The sequence below is a fragment of the Tranquillimonas alkanivorans genome, assembly GCF_900115595.1.
Lineage (GTDB): Bacteria > Pseudomonadota > Alphaproteobacteria > Rhodobacterales > Rhodobacteraceae > Tranquillimonas > Tranquillimonas alkanivorans.
The window spans coordinates 512664-531630 of record NZ_FOXA01000001.1 but is presented as its reverse complement, the minus strand read 5'-3'; the positions used below and the strand labels follow the sequence as shown (position 1 = coordinate 531630).

Here is an 18967-nt window from a genome sequence, read left to right as displayed (position 1 = left end):
CCCGAGTCCGGTCAAGGAACAGTTAAGCCGAGAGCGTCAGCTCTTCATCCCGTCCCAAAAGGTCTTCACCTTCGAGAAGAAGCTGGAGCTTTCGGGATTGTTGTTCTCGCTCAGGCGCTCGAACTCCCGCAGCAGCTCTTTCTGCTTCGACGTCAGGTTCACCGGCGTCTCGACGGCCATCTCGATGTACATGTCGCCCGCGCCGCCACCGCGCAGCATCGGCATGCCCTTGCCGCGCAGGCGCATCTGCTTGCCCGACTGCGACCCGGCGGGCACCTTCACCCGGCTGCGGCCACCGTCGATGGTCGGCACCTCGATGTCTCCGCCCAGAGCGGCCGTCGTGACCGAAACCGGCACGCGGCAGAACAGGTGCTGGCCGTCACGCTGGAACAGCGGATGCTCGGTCACCTCGATGAAGATGTAAAGGTCGCCCGAGGGGCCGCCGCGCAGCCCCGCCTCGCCTTCGCCGGCAAGCCGGATGCGGGTCCCGGTCTCGACGCCCGCGGGGATGTTGACGCTGAGCGAACGGTCCTTCTCGACCCGACCGGCGCCGCCGCAGGCCGAGCAGGGGTTCTTGACGATCTGGCCCGCCCCCGAGCAGGTGGGGCACGTGCGCTCGACGGTGAAGAAGCCCTGCTGCGCCCGCACCTTGCCCATGCCCGAGCAGGTCGGACACATCTGCGGCTCTGCCCCGCCCTCGGCGCCGGTACCGCTGCAGGTGCCGCACTTGACCGACGTCGGCACGTTGATCGTCTTCTGCAGCCCGTTATAGGCTTCCTCGAGCGTGACGCGCAGGTTGTAGCGCAGGTCCGATCCGCGGGTCGCCCGCTGGCCGCGTCCGCCGCGTCCGCCCATCATGTCGCCGAACAGGTCGTCGAATACGTCCGAGAAGGCGCTGGCGAAGTCCGCGCCTTGGTAGGCGCCGCCGCCGCCGCGCGGCCCTCCACCCATGCCGCCCATCCCGCCGTCGAAGGCGGCGTGGCCGAAGCGGTCATAGGCCGCCTTCTTGTCGGCGTCCTTGAGCACCTCGTAGGCTTCGTTCACTTCCTTGAACTGGGCCTCGGCGTCCGGATTGTCGGAGTTCCGGTCGGGGTGAAGCTCTTTCGCCTTCCGGCGATAGGCCTTCTTGATCTCGTCGGCATCGGCGCCCTTCGAGACCCCGAGCACTTCATAGAAATCGCGCTTTGCCATCAGGTCATGTCCTCCGGCAATGGAAAACCGGCCCGACGCGGGTCAGGCCGGTTCCCAAGCCATTCACGGCGCCTTAGGAGGCACGCTTGTTGTCGTCACCGCCGAGATCCTCGAAGTCGGCGTCCACGATGTCGTCGTCGACGTCACGCGGACCTTCGTCGTCGTCGGAGCCTTCCGAGCTGTTTTCGGCCTTCGCCTGCTCGGCCTTGTAGATGGCCTCGCCCAGCTTCATGGCCGACTCGGTGACGTTCTGGATGCCCGACTTGATCTTGTCCGGATCCTCGGTCTCCATCTGCTCCTTGAGGTTGGCGATGGCCAGTTCGATCGCCTCGATCGTGGTCGGGTCAACCTTGTCCGAATGCTCTTCCATCGACTTCTCGGTCGAGTGGATGAGGCTCTCGGCCTGGTTCTTCGCTTCCACGAGCTCGCGGCGCTTCTTGTCGGCCTCGGCGTTCGCCTCGGCGTCCTTGACCATTTGCTCGATATCCTCGTCGGACAGACCGCCCGAGGCCTGGATGGTGATCTTCTGCTCCTTGTTCGTGCCCTTGTCCTTGGCGGACACGTTCACGATGCCGTTGGCGTCGATGTCGAAGGTCACTTCGATCTGCGGCATTCCGCGCGGCGCCGGGGGGATGTCCTCGAGGTTGAACTGGCCGAGCAGCTTGTTGTCGGCCGCCATCTCGCGCTCGCCCTGGAAGACCCGGATCGTCACGGCGTTCTGGTTGTCTTCGGCCGTCGAGAAGATCTGCGATTTCTTCGTCGGGATCGTCGTGTTGCGGTCGATCAGGCGGGTGAACACGCCACCCAGGGTCTCGATGCCCAGCGACAGCGGGGTTACGTCGAGAAGGACCACGTCCTTCACGTCACCCTGCAGCACGCCGGCCTGAATGGCCGCACCCAGCGCAACCACTTCGTCCGGGTTCACGCCCTTGTGGGGCTCTTTCCCGAAGAACTTGGTCACTTCGTCGATGACCTTCGGCATGCGGGTCATACCGCCGACCAGAACGACCTCGTCGATTTCGCCCGTCGTGATGCCGGCATCCTTCAGGGCCGCCTTGCACGGGTTGATCGAGTTCTTGATCAGGTCCGACACCAGGCTTTCCAGCTTCGCACGAGTCAGCTTCATGACCATGTGCAGCGGCGTGCCCGTGTCCTTGTCCATCGAGATGAACGGCTGGTTGATCTCGGTCTGGCTGGAGGACGACAACTCGATCTTAGCCTTCTCCGCCGCCTCTTTCAGGCGCTGGAGGGCCATCTTGTCCTTGGTCAGGTCGACGCCATGCTCTTTTTTAAACTCCTCGGCGAGGTAGTTCACGATGCGCATGTCGAAGTCTTCACCGCCGAGGAACGTGTCGCCGTTGGTGGACTTCACCTCGAACAGGCCGTCGTCAATCTCGAGGATGGTGATGTCGAAGGTGCCGCCACCCAGGTCGTAGACCGCGATCGTCTTCGAGTCTTTCTTGTCCAGGCCATAGGCCAGCGCGGCCGCCGTCGGCTCGTTGATGATGCGGAGCACTTCGAGGCCCGCGATCTTGCCGGCGTCCTTGGTGGCCTGGCGCTGCTGGTCGTTGAAGTAGGCCGGAACGGTGATGACCGCCTGCGTGACCTCTTCGCCCAGGTACGACTCGGCGGTTTCCTTCATCTTCTGCAGGATGAAGGCCGAGATCTGCGACGGGCTGTACTTGTCGCCCTTCACCTCGACCCAGGCGTCGCCATTGCCGCCGTCGACGATGTTGTAGGGGACGAGTTTCTTGTCCTTCTCCACCTCGGCGTCGGTGGTGCGGCGGCCGACCAGGCGCTTGACCGCGAAGACCGTGTTGGACGGGTTGGTGACCGCCTGCCGCTTCGCCGACTGCCCGACGAGGCGCTCGTCCTCGGTGAAAGCCACGATGGACGGGGTCGTGCGGGCGCCCTCGGCGTTCTCGATCACGCGGGGCTGGCTGCCATCCATGATGGCAACGCAGCTGTTGGTGGTTCCAAGGTCGATCCCGATGACTTTGGCCATGCTCAAAATCCTCTCATTGGCGATATTCAAGAGTGGGAGCCCGCGGAGCGGCACACCCCCTCGATCCCAGTTGTTTTGCCGGATATTTTTACCGTCTCCGGCGGCGTCCCGGCGTATATAGGGAGGGCATTTTTGCGCTGCAAGCAGCCCCGTGCCCGCCGGTGTTGCAAAAATGTGAGTAGTTGCACGCGTAAACAAGAGGTGCCGCCGCCATGGCAGAGAAAACGGTGCTGAGCGTTCGGGGTTTCGAGATCCACAAGAGCCTACTGGATCCCGACGCGCAGCAGGCGCTTCTCGACGACCTGCGCGACGTCGTGCGCGATGCGCCGCTTTTCGCGCCCGAGACGCGGCGCGGGCGCAAGATGTCGGTTCGTATGACCTCGGCCGGGCGCTGCGGCTGGGTCACCGACAGGCGAGGATATCGCTACGAGCCCCGGCATCCGTCCGGGGTTGCATGGCCGCCGATTCCCGAGCGGATAGTGGACATCTGGCGCACGGTCAGCGGCGTGGAGCGGCTTCCGGACTCCTGCCTGATCAACTTCTACGGCGAAGGCGCGCGGATGGGCCTGCACCAGGACCGTGACGAGGGCGAGTTCCAGTGGCCGGTCGTATCGGTGTCGCTGGGCGACGACGCGCTGTTCCGCATGGGTGGAGTGGAGCGATCAGAGGGGACGGAAAGCGTCTGGCTGAACTCGGGCGACGTGGTGGTGATGGGCGGCGCGGCCCGGCTGGCGCATCACGGCGTCGACCGAATCCGCTTCGGCTCATCCCGGCTTCTGCCGCAGGGCGGGCGCGTGAACGTGACGTTGCGGGTGGTGGCCTAGCGGGCCAGGCTGCAACAGCCCGACAGCAGCCGCGGAGCGGTGCCGCCTTGCAGCAGGACCTCGACCGCGAAGCCGTAGGGCCGGTCACTCATACCGTCCGAGCACATCTCGCGCTCGACAATGGCCGTCGCGCGGCCGTCCGGCGCGGAGAGGGTGATTCCGAACGTGGTGCCCAGCCGGCCCTCGGGCTTTCCGCTCCATGTCTCGGTCAGCGGTACGTCGGGACTGCCCGGCTCGGACAGCGTCGCCTGCCCGTCGGGCAAAAGCGAGAGGCTCCAGAACGGCTCGGTCCCGCTGCAGTAAAGGGGACGCGGCAGCGTGCCCTCCTCGAACGCGGGCTGGCGCTGCAGGAACGCCAGCGACGCCCAGCCACGGCCCTCGGGTCGGGCGACGAGCCCCCATGTTCCGCTTTCGTTGATGCGCACCACCTCGACATCCTCGGCGTCCGGCGCAAGCGTTCCGATCACCGGCTGATCCACGGTCGGACCGGCGCGCAGGTTCAGCACGTCGTCCGCCTCGACCCCCGCCACGTCGTAGAGAGCGGGGTGCCGCAGGTCCTGCGCCGCGGCCGGCAGGGCGAGCAGCACGAGGAGGCAGGCCAGGCGCTTCACTGCCTCGCGCTCCAGCTCGCCGAGGCGTGTTTGCGGGTATAGAACTCACCCATCAGGCCCACCATCAGCAGCGCCAGCGACACCCAGATGGGGTAGAGCAGGGACGTGTTGTGCGGATTATAGTTTATGAACGTGAACCCGCGTGCCTGATCGATGGTGTGAAACAGCGGGTTCCAGCTGAAGAAGGCCAGCATGTAACCGGGAAGCTGGTTGGCCACGAACATTTTGCCCGACGCGATCATGTTCGCGCGGGTGTAGACGGTGGTCGCCATGCTGACGAAGGTGGGAAACCATGGCTTGAGGGCCAGGAACACCATCCCCACCGCCACGCCAGAGAACCAAGCCAGCAGTACCATTCCCAGCGCGCCGGCCGGATCGGCGATCGTCACCGGGCCCCACGCCGCGTGATAGACGTAGAGGACGAGGCTCATCGACAGGACCTGGATGTAGAGCGCGCCGAGCGCCGCGGACGAAATCGAGACCGCCGTCGTCATCGGCGCATGCTTCATCATGGCCGATGCCGGTCCCTCGGACTTCACCACCGCCGTCACCGTACGCGTGTGCGCCATATACAGGAACACGCCCGACATGATGTAGAGCAGGAAGTCGCCCCGGATCGCCGACCCGCGGATGCCCACCACGGCGAAAAGCACGTAGAAGGCGAATACGAAGATGACCGTTTGCAGGATGTTTACCGCGATGGCGAGCACGGCGTTCGAATGCGTGCGCCGGATGCTGCGGACGGTGCTGTGGTAGATGAGGTCAAGCAGCCCGGCCGCGGATCGAAGGTTGCTGTCGGGTTGCCTTGGCTCGAACATCTGGGCCTCGTTGCGTCGTCCGACGCCCGGCGCCGGATCGGTCCGCTTCCGCGGACTTCTTGCCGATCGGTCGTTCGCGAACCATAAGAGGGTGACCAAGGCATTTCAACGGCTGCGCGAGCAGCGGGCTTCCAGGGAGACGGCATTGAATTACGAACGATTGGTCGACGTCATGCGGCGGCTCGCGCTCGAGGCGGGTGAGAAGATCATGGAGATCTACGAGTCGCCCGAGTTCGAGGTGAAGTCGAAGGCCGACGACAGCCCTGTGACCGAGGCCGACCAGGCCGCCGACGCGCTGATCTCGGCCGGCCTGCGCGAGGCGTTTCCCGACGTGCCTCTCGTCACCGAAGAGCAGGCGGCGACCCACGGGCAGGACGTGTCGACCTTCCTGATCGTCGATCCGCTGGACGGCACGAAGGAGTTCGTACAGCGCCGCGGCGACTTCACCGTGAACATCGCCTATGTCGAGGACGGCGTGCCGGTGCGCGGCGTCGTCTACGCGCCCGCCAAGAAAAGGCTTTTCCTCACCACGTCCGGCGGGTCCTCGGTCGAGGAGACCGGCGATTTCGGGCTTGAGGCCGAGGGCAAGATCGAACGACTCCACGTCTCCGAGCCCGACAACGACGCGCTGATGGTCGTGGCCTCGAAGTCGCACCGCGACCAGGCGACGGACGATTATATCGGCAAGTACGCCACCGCAGACATGAAGAGCGCGGGCTCTTCGCTGAAGTTCTGCCTTGTGGCGACGGGCGAGGCCGATCTCTATCCCCGTCTCGGCCGGACGATGGAGTGGGACACGGCGGCCGGGCACGCGGTGCTCGCCGGTGCGGGCGGCCAGGTGGTGCGCTTCGACGACCACACACCGCTGACCTATGGCAAGCCGGATTTCGCGAACCCCTTCTTCATCGCCTACAGTCCCGGCGTGGACCTGAAGCAGCCTTGAGTGCTGCGCTGCCGCAAAAGGCTTTCAATCACGTATGAGCGGTGGCTACAGTGCCTTCGGCAACCACACGCCACGGTGAAGCTCGATTTCACTCAATTATGCAGGAGTGTCACATAGATGGGACGCAAGGTGACCACGGCCGTATTCCCGGTGGCCGGACTGGGAACACGATTCCTTCCCGCGACGAAATCGATCCCGAAGGAGATCATGACCCTCGTCGACAAGCCGCTGATCCAGTACGCCATCGACGAGGCGCGCGCCGCCGGCATCACCGAGTTCATCTTCGTCACCTCTCGCGGCAAGAGTGCGCTCGAGGACTACTTCGACGCCGCCCCCGAGCTCGAGGCGGCGCTTGAGGCGAAGGGGAAGGACGAGCTGATGCGTGTGCTCAAGCACACCAACATGGAATCCGGCGCCATTGCCTACATCCGCCAGCACAAGGCGCTCGGCCTGGGCCACGCGGTCTGGTGCGCCCGGCGGCTGATCGGCGACCAGCCCTTCGCGGTGATCCTGCCCGACGACGTCATCGCTGCCGACACGCCGTGCCTGCAGCAGATGGTCGAAGCCTACGAGGAGACGGGCGGCTGCATGGTCGCCGCGATGGAGGTTGCGCGCGAGAAGACGTCGGCCTACGGTATCCTCGACGTCGAGCCAGAGGGCGGCGACAAGGTGCGGGTGAAGGGCATGGTCGAGAAGCCGGACCCATCCGAGGCGCCGTCGAACCTCGCCGTGATCGGGCGCTACATTCTTGCGCCCGAGGTTCTGGATGCGCTCGACCGGACCGAGCGCGGCGCGGGTGGTGAAATCCAGCTCACGGACGCCATTGCGCAACAGATCGGAACCGAGGCGGGCGTGCACGGCTTGCGCTTCCGCGGCCAACGCTTCGACTGCGGCTCGAAACCGGGTTTCCTGCAGGCCACCGTGGCCTACGGCCTCTCCCGGCCCGAGCTGCGCGACGAGTTCCTCCAGTACCTCACCGAGCTGATCGAAGTCGAACGGACGGCGCCGTAACTCATGACCAAGATCCTTGTGACCGGCGGCGCCGGCTATATCGGCTCCCACGCCTGCAAGATGCTGGCGCGCGCGGGCTACGAGCCCGTCACCTTCGACAACGTCTCGACCGGCTGGGAGGACGCGGTGAAGTTCGGCCCGTTCGAGCGGGGCGACCTTCTGGACCGCGCGCGGCTGGACGAGGTTTTCGCGACGCACTGCCCGGCCACGGTCATGCACTTCGCAGCCTACTCGGATGTGGGCGAAAGCATGCGCGATCCGGCGAAGTACTGGCGCAACAACGTTCTGGGCTCGCTCAACCTGATCGAGGCGGCGGTCGATGCCGGATGCCTGAACTTCGTCTTCTCCTCAACCTGCGCCACCTACGGCGATCAAGACGGCGTCGTGCTCGACGAAGAGTGCGTGCAGGCGCCCATCAACGCCTACGGCGCGTCGAAGCGGGCGATCGAGGACATGCTGGACAATTTCGGCCAGACTCACGGCCTGCGGCATGTCATCTTTCGCTACTTCAACGTCGCTGGCGCGGACCCGGAGGGCGAGGTCGGCGAGTTTCACCGCCCCGAAACCCACCTGATCCCGCTGATGCTGGACGCCATCGAGGGGCAGCGCCCGGCGCTGACGATTTATGGCACCGACTACGACACGCCCGACGGAACCTGCGTGCGCGACTATGTTCACGTGCTCGACCTTGTCGACGCGCACGTGCGCGGGTTGAAGTGGCTGGAGGACGGCAAAGGCTCGCGCGTGTTCAACCTGGGCACCGGCAAGGGCTTCTCGGTCCGGCAGGTGGTCGAGCATTCGAGCATCGTCACCAACCGCGAGGTCCCGGTGAACGAGGGCGAGCGGCGGCCCGGCGACGCCGTGGCGCTGGTGTCGGGCAGCACGCGCGCCGAGCAGGAGCTTGGCTGGCGGCCCGAACGCTCGACCCTCGAGACGATGATCGCGGACGCCTGGCGCTGGCATCAGAGCGGGCATTACGAGCGCTGAGGTGCGCGACGCCACGGCAAACCTGCGCGACCCGTGGACGGCGTATCGTCTGAGGTGGAAGCGCAGGCGGCTCTTGTGGCGCGCGCTTCGGGCGCGGCGGGGGCTGCGGCCGGTCGAAGACCGCACGGACGGCATCGCGCGCGGGGAGATTCTGCTGTTCGCCGTCATGCGCAACGAGGCCACCCGCCTGCCGCACTTCCTGCGCCACTACCGCGCGCTTGGCGTCGGGCACATGTTGATCGTGGACAACGGCAGCAGCGACGGCACTGCCGAGGCCCTGGCCGAGCAGGCGGATGTCTCGCTTTGGTCCACGCCCGACAGCTACAAGGGGTCGCGCTTCGGCCTCGACTGGCTGAACTGGCTCCTGATGCTTCACGGCCACGGGCACTGGTGCCTGACCGTCGATGCCGACGAGATTCTGATCTATCCGCACCATGACCAACGTGATCTGCACGACTTGGCGGCTCGACTGGAGGCGGCTGGACACCGCGCGTTCGGGGCGCTGATGCTCGACCTGTACCCGAGCGGCCGGCTGGGCGGGCAGACATACGTGGCGGGGGACGATCCGTTCGACCTTCTGCGCTGGTTCGATGCGGTCGGGTATCGCGCGGTGCGTCAGCCGGGGCTTCGGAACCTGTGGGTTCAGGGCGGTGTGCGCGAGCGTTGCTTCTTTGCAAACCGTCCCCGCCGGTCGCCCACATTGAACAAGCTGCCGCTGGTGAAGTGGAACAGGCGCTATGCCTACGTGAACTCGACCCACTCCATGCTGCCCCGCCGCCTGAACCTCGCCTATGACGGGCCGGACGGGCATGCGCCCTCGGGCGTCCTGCTGCACACGAAGTTCCTGCCTTCCATCGTCGAGCGGTCGGCCGAGGAAAAGGTCCGCCGCCAGCACTTCGGCGACCCGGCGGCCTTCGACGATTACTACGACGGGCTGATCGACGACCCTGTCCTGTGGAGCGACGACTCAGTCGAGTTTCGCGGTTGGCGGCAATTGGTCGAGTTGGGGCTGATGAGCCACGCAGGGTTGTAACGCTGCGCCACTTGCCGGTTATTCGCACGCCGTCGGCGCAAGGCTGTTCCTATCGCGCCGTCGCGGCCGCATCATGCCGCTCGGGATGAGACACGGATCGACGCATCGTATGACAGCGCGCGGCGCGGGACCGGGCTGCCGCCCGGGCGGAGCGGCCTGAGATGGGCGTGGTCGAGGCCTATCGACTGCGCCTGCGCCGTAAGTACCGGCTGCTTCGCGCCTTCCGCAAGCGGCGGGAGTTGACGGCACGCGCCGACCGCACGCCCCGCATCGGCCGGCAGGAGGTCCTTCTGTTCTCGACCGTCCGGAACGAGCGCATCCGCCTGCCGTACTTCCTGCGCTACTACCGCGAGATGGGGGTCGATCACTTCCTCATGGTGGACAACGGGTCCGACGACGGCTCGGCCGACTACCTGGCGCAGCAGGACGACGTATCGCTCTGGACCACGGGGGCGAGCTACAAGGCCGCAGGCTTCGGCATCGACTGGATGAACTGGCTGTTGCGCCGCCACGCGCATGGGCACTGGGCGCTGACGGTGGACGTGGACGAGTTCCTGGTCTTCCCGTTCTGCGACGCGCGCCCGCTCAAGGCACTTTGCGAATGGCTCGAGGCGTCGTCGCTGCGCTCGTTCGGGGCGATGCTGCTGGACATGTACCCGAAGGGGCCGGTATCGGCGCAACCGTATCGCGAGGGGCAGGACCCGTTCGAGGTGGCCGAGTGGTTCGACTCGGGCAACTACGTGATCTCGAAGAACCCGCTGTTCCGGAACCTCTGGATCCAGGGCGGTCCGCGCGCGCGGACGTTCTTCGCCGACAAGCCCCACCTCGCGCCCGCGCTTAACAAGATCCCGCTGGTGAAGTGGAAGCGCAGCTACGCCTATGCCAGCTCGACCCACATGCTGCTGCCGCGGGGGTTGAACCTGGTCTACGACCAGTCGGGCGGCGAGATCACGTCGGGCTGCCTGTTGCACGCCAAGTTCCTGCACACGCTAGGCGAAAAGGCGGCCGAAGAGATGCGGCGCGGGGAGCATTACGCCGGAGGACGCGAATACCGTGCTTACCGCGACGGGGAAGACGCGGACCTCTGGTGCCGCTGGTCCGAGAAGTACATCAACTGGCGCCAGCTCGAGATCCTGGGCCTGATGTCGAAGGGGAACTGGGCGTGACGGTCGGCATCGTCATGCTTTGCCACACCGCGTTGCACCGGGCGGCGCAGGTGGCCAGCCACTGGGCCGAGCGCGGCTGCCCGGTGGTGATCCACGTGGACAAGCGCGTGCCGCAGCATCGCCATCGCCGGTTCTGCAAGGCGATGGCGGGGTTCGAGAACGTGCGCTTCTCGGACCGCTACCAGTGCGACTGGGGCACGTGGTCTCTGGTCGCCGCCACCATCTCGGCGGCCGAGCGGATGCTGGCGGACTTCCCCGAGGTGCAGCACGTCTACCTCGCCTCCGGCTCGTGCCTGCCGCTGCGCCCGGTGGACGAGCTCAAGGTGTACTTGGCGGCGCGGCCGGGGCACGACTTCATCGAAAGCGTCACGACTCGCGACGTGCCGTGGACCGTCGGCGGATTGGATGAAGAGCGTTTCACGCTGCGCTTCCCGTTCTCGTGGAAGAAGCAGCGACGCCTTTTCGACGGGTACGTGCGGCTGCAGCGGCGGCTGGGCCTGCGGCGGCGTATCCCGGCCGGGCTGGTCCCGCACATGGGGTCGCAGTGGTGGTGCCTGTCGCGGCAGACGCTGGAGGCGATCCTGACCGACCCCGACCGGCCGGAGTTCGACCGCTACTTCCGGCGCGTCTGGATCCCGGACGAAAGCTATTTCCAGACGCTCTCACGGCGCCACTCGCAGCAGATCGAGAGCCGGTCGCTCACGCTCAGCAAGTTCGACTTCCAGGGCAAGCCACACGTCTTCTACAACGACCATCTCCAGCTTCTGCGCCGCTCGGACTGCTTCGTGGCGCGCAAGATCTGGGCGCGGGCCGACAGGCTGTACGACGTGTTCCTGTCCAGCGACCCCGAAACGCGGAGCCTGGCCGAGCCGAACCCGGGCAAGATCGACCGCGTGTTTTCGGGTGCGGTCGAGCGGCGCACACGCGGGCGGCCGGGGCTTTACATGCAAAGTCGGTTTCCCAGCAACCGGCGCGAAAACGGAAAGACCTGCGCGCCGTACTCGGTTTTCCAGGGCTTCGGTGACATCTTCGCCGACTTCGCGCCGTGGCTTCATCGCACGACCGGGGCGCGGGCGCACGGCCACCTCTATGGTCCCGCGCGAGCCGACTTCGCGGATGAGCAGCGCGTCTATGCGGGGGCACTGAGCGACAGCGCCGCCCTGCGCGACTACAATCCCGAGGCGTTCCTGACGAGCCTGCTGTGGAACACGCGCGGCGAACACCAGAGCTTCCTGTTCGGCCCGCGCGACGCGCAGCGCATCGGCGGCTTCTTCACGCACGACCCCAACGCCTCGGTCTGGGTCGTCAGCGGCGCCTGGGCGGTGCCGCTTTTCCACTCGAACCGCCCGTTCGAGGAGACCCGGAAAGAGGCCGCGCGGCTTCAGAAGATCGAAAGCGCCCACCTGCAAATGCTGCGGGGGCCGCACGTGAAGGCGCGGGTGCGCATCTGGACGATGTCGGATTTCATCGAGGCGCCCGCCGAACCCCTGGAGGACATCATCGCCGAGATCGGGCCGCGCGTCGCGCGCAAGCTGACCGACATGCCGCGCATGGCGCGGCTCGACGGCTTCGGCCGTTTCCTGCAAGAGCTTCGCAATCAGGGCATGCAGCCCTACCTGATGGGCGACTTCCCGGTCAGCCCGCTTGCCACGCCCACGGCGGACGTGGGTGAACCAGCGATCGAGGCCAGCGCATGAACGCGCGCTTCGACTACTTCGTCGTGTTCGCCGAGATGCGCACCGGCTCCAACTTCCTTGAAGCGAACCTGGGCGAGTTGCCCGGCCTGCGCATGTGGGGCGAAGCGTTCAATCCGCAATTCATGGGGCAGGCGGGGCGCGACCGCATGGCGGGAATGACGCTGGCCGAGCGGGAGGAAGACCCGCTGCGCCTGTTGTCCGAAATGCGGGCGCGGAGCGAGGGGATGGCCGGCTTCCGGTTCTTCAGCGAACACGATCCCCGGATCATGGCGCACTGCCTGTCCGACACCCGCTGCGGCAAGGTCGTGCTGACGCGCAACCCGCTCGACAGTTTCGTCAGCCTGCAGATCGCCCGCCAGACGGGGCAGTGGCGGCTGGGCGACATGAAGCAGGCCCGCCGTGCCACGGTTCGCTTCGATCCCGCACCCTTCACTCGGCATCTCGAACGGATCGCCGACTTCCAGAGCCGCCTGACCCGTGCGCTCCAGACCTCCGGCCAGACCGCATTTCGGCTGGACTATGACGACATCCAGGATGTCGAGGTGCTCAACGGCATCGCGCGCTTCCTGGGGCTGGACGGGCGGCTGTCGCAGCTTTCGGACAAGACCAAGGTCCAGAACCCCGCGCCGCTGCGCGACAAGGTTGAGAACTACGACGAGATGGCAGAGATGCTGCGCGACCTCGACCCGTTCGCGCTGGACCGCATCCCGAACTACGAACCGGCGCGCGGACCGGCCGTGCGGTCGTACATCGCGGCGGGCGCAGCGCCGCTTCTTTACATGCCGGTGCCGGGCGGGCCGGAGGGACGGGTCGAGCGCTGGTTGGCGGAACTCGGCGGAGCGCCTGTGCGTGGCATGACCCAGAAGGACCTGCGCCGGTGGAAGCGAGAAAACGCCGGCCATCGCACCTTCACCGTTCTGCGGCACCCGACAGATCGGATCCATGACGTGTTCTGCCGCCGCATCCTGACGCCCGGCCCCGACGCGTTCGGCGTGTTGAGGGAGACGCTGCGCACGCAGTACAGCGTGCCGATCCCCGAAGAGGGTCCCGGGCTGGAGTATGACGCCGCCGCCCACAGGGCCGCGTTTCTTGGCTTCCTGCGCTTCCTGAAGGGAAACCTGGGCGGCCAGACGGGCGTGAAGGTTCAGCCGGACTGGGCCACGCAGACGGCGCTGGTGCAGGGCATGGCGCAGTTCATGCTGCCCGACGCCATCCTGCGCGAGACCGAGTTGGCCGAGGAGTTGCCCGCCTTGGCCGACCGGATCGGGATCAAGGCGCCCCCGCTCCCCCCGGTTGCGCCAGTGGAGCCGTTCACGCTCGACGACATCCACGACGCCGAGGTCGAAGCGGCGGTGCGCGACGTCTATCAGAGAGATTTCATGATGTTCGGGTTCGGCGCCCGGCGATAGACCGCCGGGCGCACGGGATCAGGCGGCCTGTGTACGCGGCCACTCGGTCAGTACGGCGTGCAGCGTGACCGGGTCTTCGTTGGCGCGCAGCTTGGCGCAGACGTTGGGGTCGCGCATCGTGCGGGACACCAGCGCCAGCGCCTTCAGATGCTCAACGCCCGCCGCTTCGGGGGCGAACAGCGCGAACACCAGGTCCACCGGTTGCCGGTCGACCGAGTCGAACTCCAGCGGTTTCTCCACCTTCAGGAAGACGCCCCGCACCTGGTCGATTCCCGATATCCGGGCGTGGGGCAGGGCGACGCCGTGGCCCACGCCGGTCGGACCCAGGCTTTCGCGGTCCAGAAGCGCGTCGACGGCCGGGGCCGCCGCGATGCCATAACTCGTCTCGGCGATTTCGCCGAGTTGGTGGAAAAGGCGCTTCTTGCTCGTGAGGCTACCCACGACCCGCACCGCAGCCGGTTTCAATATCGTCGAAAGATCCATATCGCTCTGCTTTCGGACGATCAGCCGCCGTCCGTCATCAGTTTGCACTGCCCGGGTCGATCCACCCGATGTTACCATCATCGCGCCGATAGACGATATTGACGCCGGTATCCTGCTTTTCGTTGCGGAAGACGAGCACCGGGGCCCCCGCCAGTTCCATCTGCATGACCGCTTCGCCCACGGACAGCGAAGGTATCCGCGTCTCCATCTCGGCGATGATCATGGGTTGCAGGCTCTCCGGTTCGGATTCGTCATCGGTCTCCGTCGATCCGGCGAGGATATAGGAGGATGCCGCGGAAAGCTCAACCGGCTGCGCGCGTTCCTTGTGATGATCCTTCAGCCGCCGCTTGTAGCGCCGCAGCTGCTTTTCCATCTTCGTGTTCGACTGGTCGAACGCGGCATAGATTTCGGGCGCCACGCCTTTCGCCTGCACGGTCAGGCCCGTCGACAGGTGCACCACCGCTTCGCAGCAGTATTCGTGCCCGCTTTTTGAGAATACCACCATCGCGTCGGTGGGGCGGCCCGGATACTTCTCGATCACGGCGTCGATTTCGGTCCTGACATGGGTCTGCAGCGCTTCGCCGATGTCGATTTGCTTGCCGCTGATCTGGTACCGCATCACGTCTCCTTATTTGCAGAGGGGGGCGCCCGCCGCCTTTCGACGGCCGATCGCTATAGGGTTTTCATGACCGGGATGTCGCTGATGATAAGCCGGCGCCGCTGCGCAGTGCGATGTGCGCGCCCTTGCGCAGGGCCGGCACGAACGAGGGAGGTCGGTTCGCTCATCGGGGCCATTTGGCGACGGAAGGCATCGCGGTGTCAACGCCTTGTCGTCGCGGCAGTGCAGCAGAATCAGGACAGTCGGAAACCCTGCCCGAGATAGACGCGCTGCACGTTCTCGTCGCGCACGACCTCGTCGCTCGTGCCGCTCATCAGGATCGTGCCGTCGTGCAGGATGTAGGCGCGATCGACCACGCCCAGCGTCTCGCGCACGTTGTGGTCGGTGATGAGCACGCCGATGCCCCGCGTCTTGAGGTCGGCCACCAGAGTGCGAATCTCGGCCACCGCGATCGGATCGACGCCGGCGAACGGTTCGTCGAGCAGCAGGTAGCGGGGATTTGCGGCGAGGCAGCGCGCGATCTCGGCCCGCCGCCGTTCGCCGCCCGACAGCGCGGCCGCGGGCGTGTGGCGCAGATGCTCGATCGAGAAGTCCGACAGCAGCTCTTCCAGCCGTTCGCGGCGGCGGGTGCGGTCGGGTTCGCTGATTTCAAGGATGGCGAGGATGTTGTCCTCCACGTCCAGTCCCCGAAAGATCGACACCTCCTGAGGAAGGTAGCCGATCCCCAGCTTGGCGCGCCGGTACATCGGCAGGCGCGTGACCTCGCGCCCCTCGATCATCACCTGTCCGCCCTCGGGCTGCACGAGCCCGGCAATGGAATAGAAGCAGGTGGTCTTGCCCGACCCGTTCGGCCCCAGCAGCGCGACGACCTCGCCCCGGGCAAGCTCCATGCTCACGTCGCGGATCACCGGACGCTTGCGGTAGCTCTTGCGCAGGTGGCGGACCTCGAGGCCGACGCCGCGGGCCGCGATCTTCAGGTCGGGGGCGGGCACCGTCAGTCCCCGCCGGTCTGGAACACCGTGCGCACGCGGCCTTCCATGACGCCGGTGCCCTCGGTCAGGTCGAGGGTCAGGCGGTTCGACGACAGCGCGTTCGCGCCCTGGGTCAGGACGACATCGCCCGTCATCACGACCTCGCCGCTGTCGATGGTATAGACGGCCTCCTGACTTTCCGCCGCCTCTTCGCCCGCCACCAGCGTCACGCCGCCGGTGGCGCGCAACTCGGCGATCCGGCCGCCGATGGGGGCATAGATCACCTCGACCTCGCCGGCGGTCAGGCGCATCTCGCCTTGGCTGACCAGAACGTTGCCCGAGAACGTCGCGCTGCCGTCGCTCTGGTCGACGCGCAGGTTGTCGGACGTGACCTCGACCGGAAGCCCCGGATCCTGCCGCAGCCCGCCAAGCGCGACCTCGGCGCCCTGGCCGAAGGCGGCGGTGCCGAGGGCAAGCGCGGCGGCGGTCACGATGGTCTTGAGATGTCTCACGGGGAACCCCTTACTCACCTGGCGGGACATATAGCAGCCGAACGCCGTCTGTGAAATCCAGCACGTACCGGTCCGCCTGTCCCTCCACGGGCCGCATCTCCATGCGCCCGGCGATCAGCTCGCCCGGCGGCCCCTCGGCCGTCACCGCGCCGTCCGAGGCGACCGATGTCGCGTCGAGCGCCGTGGTCAGCGTGTCGGTCTCGATCCGGTAGCCGGTCGAGGTCTCGATGCGCACGTCCTGCTCCATGCGGGCGGTGTCGGCGGTCTGGTCGATGCCACCGGCGCCGGCCCGGATGTCCAGCCAGCCGCCGTCCGGCGTCTCGACCCGTCCTTCCAGCGCGCGGGCGGTCAACCGCGCCGGCGCATCGCGGTCGGGCTGCGCGGCGTCGGCCGAAATGCGCACCGCCGCCCCGTCGCGGGTCATGCCGGCATAGCGGGGCTCGCGCACGCGCTGTTCCTGCAGGATTTCCTCGACCTCGGCCTCGGAGAACGGGATCGCCGCCTCGGGGTCGTACTGGCGCGAGAACATGAACAGCGTGGACAGGATCGCCAGCGCGATCAGGGGCAACGCGATCTTCAGCCACGCGACGACGCGCGAATATGTGTTGTCATAGGCCAGAGGCCGCGCTCCCGGATCGTTCCGCCCGAACAGGTAGCAGCGCGGATGCCCGTAAAGAAGGCAATCCGCGGAAATTGACCGTTCAGTGAGCGAAGACGTCGATCTCGGGCCAGCCTTCAAGGTCGAGCTTGGCGCGCGTGGGCAGGAACTCGAAACAGGCCTGCGCCAGCTCGACACGGCCCTCGCGGCGAAGCCGGTCGTCCAGCCGGTCCTTCAGCTTGTGCAGATGCAGCACGTCCGAAGCGGCGTAGTCCAGTTGCGCGTCGGTCAGCGTCTCGGCGCCCCAGTCGCTCATCTGCTGCTGCTTCGAGATGTCGATTTCCAGCAGCTCCTGCGTCAGGTTCTTCAGCCCGTGCCGGTCGGTGTACGTGCGGGTCAGCTTCGACGCGATCTTGGTGCAGTAGACCGGAGCGGCCAGCGCGCCGAAGGCGTGGTACATCACCGCGATGTCGAAGCGGCCGAAGTGGAACAGCTTCAACACGTTCGGATCGCGCAGCATCGCGCTGAGGTTCGGCGCCTCGGTCTGGCCCTTCTCGATCTGGACGAGGTGCGCGTTCCCGTCGCCGCCCGACATCTGCACCAGGCACAGCCGGTCGCGGTGCGGGTTGAGCCCCATCGTTTCGCAGTCGATGGCGACCACCGGTCCCAGGTCCAGCCCGGCGGGCAGATCGCCCTTGTAGAGATGGTTCGCCATGCCGCGTCCCCTGTCTGTCTCGCTTCACCGGCGGAATAGAGGCTCGTCCGCCGATGTGCAACGCACGCTAGAGGGGCCGGCCCGTCAGCAGCCTTGGCAGATCACCCGTCAGCCCCGCAGCCTCACGGATGAGGCCGCGCCGCATCTCGGGCAGGGCGTTCACGGCGGCCAGCCCCAGGTCTCGGACGAACCGCAGCAGCGGGTTGTCATTCGAGAACAGCCGGTTGAAGCCGTCGGTCGCCAGAGCCAGCGTCGCCACGTCGAATCGCCGCCAGCGCTGGTACCGCTCGAGCACGTCGATCCGGCCGATATCCTCGCCCCGCCGGTGCGCGTCGGTCAGGATCTCGGCTAGCGCGGCGACATCCTTGAGGCCCGCGTTCAGCCCTTGTCCCGCGATGGGATGCACGGCATGCGCCGCGTCGCCCACCAGCGCTACGCGCGGCGCGACGAAGACGTTCGCCAGGCTCAGTTGCAGCGGATAGGTGAACCGGTCGCCGACAAGCCGGATGTCGCCCAGGAAATCGCCGAAGCGCGGGCGCAGCACGGCAAGGTAGCCCGCGTCGTCCAGCGCGTTGATGCGGCCGGCGCGCTCGGTCCGCTCGGTCCAGACGATCGACGACCGGTTGCTCGGAAGCGGCAGGATGGCGAGCGGCCCCTCCGGCATGAAGAACTGGTGCGCGATCCCCTCGTGCGGCTTGTCGTGCTCGACCGAGGTCACCAGCGCCGTCTGGCCATAGCGCCAGCCGGTGCGCCGGATACCGGCACGGCTGGCCACGCTGCTGGTCTTGCCGTCGCAGCCGACCAGGACGCCCGCCGACACGGTGCGCCCGTCCGACAGCGTGGCGACGATGCCGCCGTCTCGTTCGTCCTGCGCCACCACCGTTGGGCCGGTGATCTGGGTGATCCGGGGCTCGGCGTCGATTGCGTCCAGCAGGGCAGGGCGGAGGTGGCGGTCCTCGACCATGTGGCCCATGGGACCTTCCTCGATCTCGGCGTGGTCGAAGTGCAGGACCATCGGGGACGGTCCTTCGCCGGCGCGTCCGTCGCTGACCTTGATCTCGAGGATCGGCTGCGACCGCTCGGCCAGACCCTCCCACAGCCCCAGCGCGCCCAGCAGGCGGACCGAGGTCAGGGCCAGCGCATAGCCACGTCCGTCGAAGTCCGGCGCGGCGCGCCTGTCGCGCGGGGTCGGGTCGATCAGCCCCACGGTCAGCCCGCCCGAGGCGAGCGCGAGGGCGAGGGCGGAGCCGTTCAGCCCGCCGCCGGCGATGAGGACGTCATGATCGATGCTCATGGGCCGAAATATGGCCGAGCGGCGGGCATTGTCCATGCCCGCCGCTGCCGGTAGCGTTCGTGCCAACGCGGACAGGAGGA

The 18967-nt window shown here is 66.7% G+C and carries 19 protein-coding genes; 8 read left to right on the top strand and 11 right to left on the bottom strand.

Annotation, left to right across the window (positions count from 1 at the left end):
* Positions 1 to 36 precede the first annotated feature (36 nt).
* Positions 37 to 1191, bottom strand: coding sequence for a molecular chaperone DnaJ (gene dnaJ / locus BM162_RS02700; RefSeq protein ID WP_093417311.1), 1155 nt, complete (start codon positions 1189 to 1191; stop codon positions 37 to 39).
* A gap of 73 nt (positions 1192 to 1264) precedes the next feature.
* On the bottom strand, positions 1265 to 3196 hold the full coding sequence (dnaK, locus tag BM162_RS02695; protein WP_093417309.1) for a molecular chaperone DnaK: 1932 nt from the start codon (positions 3194 to 3196) through the stop codon (positions 1265 to 1267).
* 212 nt (positions 3197 to 3408) lie between these two features.
* On the opposite strand from dnaK, the gene BM162_RS02690 reads away from it, so the two are divergent.
* Positions 3409 to 4020 (top strand): alpha-ketoglutarate-dependent dioxygenase AlkB family protein, encoded by a 612-nt coding sequence (locus BM162_RS02690; protein WP_093417306.1) that lies wholly within the window; start codon positions 3409 to 3411, stop codon positions 4018 to 4020.
* Here BM162_RS02690 and BM162_RS02685 read toward each other — a convergent pair.
* Both BM162_RS02685 and BM162_RS02680 read right to left on the bottom strand, forming a co-directional pair.
* Positions 4017 to 4631, bottom strand: a complete 615-nt coding sequence (locus BM162_RS02685; RefSeq protein ID WP_093417304.1) for a COG3650 family protein — start codon at positions 4629 to 4631, stop codon at positions 4017 to 4019. The genes BM162_RS02690 and BM162_RS02685 overlap by 4 nt on opposite strands.
* Entirely contained in the window at positions 4628 to 5449 is an 822-nt protein-coding gene (locus BM162_RS02680; RefSeq protein ID WP_093417301.1) for an ABC transporter permease, read from the bottom strand. The genes BM162_RS02685 and BM162_RS02680 overlap by 4 nt, the downstream gene beginning before the upstream one ends.
* 145 nt (positions 5450 to 5594) lie before the next feature.
* Here BM162_RS02680 and cysQ point away from each other — a divergent pair, with 145 nt between their 5' ends.
* The 7 genes from cysQ to BM162_RS02645 all read left to right on the top strand — a co-directional run bounded on the left by cysQ (position 5595) and on the right by BM162_RS02645 (position 13695).
* Complete coding sequence (gene cysQ, locus BM162_RS02675) at positions 5595 to 6392, top strand: 3'(2'),5'-bisphosphate nucleotidase CysQ (RefSeq protein ID WP_093417299.1); 798 nt, start codon at positions 5595 to 5597, stop codon at positions 6390 to 6392.
* A gap of 117 nt (positions 6393 to 6509) precedes the next feature.
* Positions 6510 to 7403, top strand: coding sequence for a UTP--glucose-1-phosphate uridylyltransferase GalU (galU, locus tag BM162_RS02670; RefSeq protein ID WP_093417296.1), 894 nt, complete (start codon positions 6510 to 6512; stop codon positions 7401 to 7403).
* Between the two features lie 3 nt (positions 7404 to 7406).
* Positions 7407 to 8390, top strand: a complete 984-nt coding sequence (gene galE, locus BM162_RS02665; protein WP_093417294.1) for a UDP-glucose 4-epimerase GalE — start codon at positions 7407 to 7409, stop codon at positions 8388 to 8390.
* 1 nt (position 8391) lies between these two features.
* Positions 8392 to 9423: a glycosyltransferase family 2 protein gene (locus BM162_RS02660; RefSeq protein ID WP_245759146.1), complete on the top strand. Its 1032-nt coding sequence runs from the start codon at positions 8392 to 8394 to the stop codon at positions 9421 to 9423.
* Between the two features lie 161 nt (positions 9424 to 9584).
* The gene (locus BM162_RS02655; protein ID WP_093417291.1) at positions 9585 to 10589 is read left to right on the top strand and encodes a glycosyltransferase family 2 protein; all 1005 of its coding nucleotides are present in this window, start codon (positions 9585 to 9587) and stop codon (positions 10587 to 10589) included.
* Positions 10586 to 12286, top strand: a complete 1701-nt coding sequence (locus tag BM162_RS02650) for a DUF5927 domain-containing protein (protein ID WP_093417289.1) — start codon at positions 10586 to 10588, stop codon at positions 12284 to 12286. The genes BM162_RS02655 and BM162_RS02650 overlap by 4 nt, the downstream gene beginning before the upstream one ends.
* Entirely contained in the window at positions 12283 to 13695 is a 1413-nt protein-coding gene (locus tag BM162_RS02645; RefSeq protein WP_093417286.1) for a nodulation protein NodH, read from the top strand. The genes BM162_RS02650 and BM162_RS02645 overlap by 4 nt, the downstream gene beginning before the upstream one ends.
* A gap of 18 nt (positions 13696 to 13713) precedes the next feature.
* Here BM162_RS02645 and BM162_RS02640 read toward each other — a convergent pair whose 3' ends face one another.
* The 7 genes from BM162_RS02640 to BM162_RS02615 all read right to left on the bottom strand — a co-directional run bounded on the left by BM162_RS02640 (position 13714) and on the right by BM162_RS02615 (position 18923).
* A complete protein-coding gene (locus BM162_RS02640) occupies positions 13714 to 14178 on the bottom strand; it encodes a PTS sugar transporter subunit IIA (RefSeq protein ID WP_093417284.1) in 465 nt (154 codons plus the stop codon).
* 37 nt (positions 14179 to 14215) lie between these two features.
* A complete protein-coding gene (gene hpf / locus BM162_RS02635; protein ID WP_093417281.1) occupies positions 14216 to 14797 on the bottom strand; it encodes a ribosome hibernation-promoting factor, HPF/YfiA family in 582 nt (193 codons plus the stop codon).
* A gap of 233 nt (positions 14798 to 15030) precedes the next feature.
* Positions 15031 to 15789, bottom strand: coding sequence for an LPS export ABC transporter ATP-binding protein (gene lptB / locus BM162_RS02630; protein WP_093417279.1), 759 nt, complete (start codon positions 15787 to 15789; stop codon positions 15031 to 15033).
* A 2-nt stretch (positions 15790 to 15791) separates the two neighbouring features.
* Positions 15792 to 16310 (bottom strand): LptA/OstA family protein, encoded by a 519-nt coding sequence (locus BM162_RS02625; protein ID WP_093417276.1) that lies wholly within the window; start codon positions 16308 to 16310, stop codon positions 15792 to 15794.
* Entirely contained in the window at positions 16291 to 16848 is a 558-nt protein-coding gene (gene lptC, locus BM162_RS22335; protein WP_143096101.1) for an LPS export ABC transporter periplasmic protein LptC, read from the bottom strand. The genes BM162_RS02625 and lptC overlap by 20 nt, the downstream gene beginning before the upstream one ends.
* A 133-nt stretch (positions 16849 to 16981) precedes the next feature.
* On the bottom strand, positions 16982 to 17593 hold the full coding sequence (locus BM162_RS02620) for a ribonuclease D (RefSeq protein WP_093417274.1): 612 nt from the start codon (positions 17591 to 17593) through the stop codon (positions 16982 to 16984).
* Between the two features lie 67 nt (positions 17594 to 17660).
* Positions 17661 to 18923, bottom strand: a complete 1263-nt coding sequence (locus BM162_RS02615; protein WP_093417271.1) for an FAD-dependent monooxygenase — start codon at positions 18921 to 18923, stop codon at positions 17661 to 17663.
* Positions 18924 to 18967 lie beyond the last annotated feature (44 nt).

Coding starts and splice junctions, on each gene's coding strand:
- dnaJ (WP_093417311.1), bottom strand. CDS start 1,191: ATGGCAAAGCGCGATTTCTATGAAGTGCTCGGGGTCTCGAAGGGCGCC.
- dnaK (WP_093417309.1), bottom strand. CDS start 3,196: ATGGCCAAAGTCATCGGGATCGACCTTGGAACCACCAACAGCTGCGTT.
- BM162_RS02690 (WP_093417306.1), top strand. CDS start 3,409: ATGGCAGAGAAAACGGTGCTGAGCGTTCGGGGTTTCGAGATCCACAAG.
- BM162_RS02680 (WP_093417301.1), bottom strand. CDS start 5,449: ATGTTCGAGCCAAGGCAACCCGACAGCAACCTTCGATCCGCGGCCGGG.
- galU (WP_093417296.1), top strand. CDS start 6,510: ATGGGACGCAAGGTGACCACGGCCGTATTCCCGGTGGCCGGACTGGGA.
- galE (WP_093417294.1), top strand. CDS start 7,407: ATGACCAAGATCCTTGTGACCGGCGGCGCCGGCTATATCGGCTCCCAC.
- BM162_RS02655 (WP_093417291.1), top strand. CDS start 9,585: ATGGGCGTGGTCGAGGCCTATCGACTGCGCCTGCGCCGTAAGTACCGG.
- BM162_RS02645 (WP_093417286.1), top strand. CDS start 12,283: ATGAACGCGCGCTTCGACTACTTCGTCGTGTTCGCCGAGATGCGCACC.
- BM162_RS02640 (WP_093417284.1), bottom strand. CDS start 14,178: ATGGATCTTTCGACGATATTGAAACCGGCTGCGGTGCGGGTCGTGGGT.
- hpf (WP_093417281.1), bottom strand. CDS start 14,797: ATGCGGTACCAGATCAGCGGCAAGCAAATCGACATCGGCGAAGCGCTG.
- BM162_RS02625 (WP_093417276.1), bottom strand. CDS start 16,310: ATGTCCCGCCAGGTGAGTAAGGGGTTCCCCGTGAGACATCTCAAGACC.
- BM162_RS02620 (WP_093417274.1), bottom strand. CDS start 17,593: ATGGCGAACCATCTCTACAAGGGCGATCTGCCCGCCGGGCTGGACCTG.
- BM162_RS02615 (WP_093417271.1), bottom strand. CDS start 18,923: ATGGACAATGCCCGCCGCTCGGCCATATTTCGGCCCATGAGCATCGAT.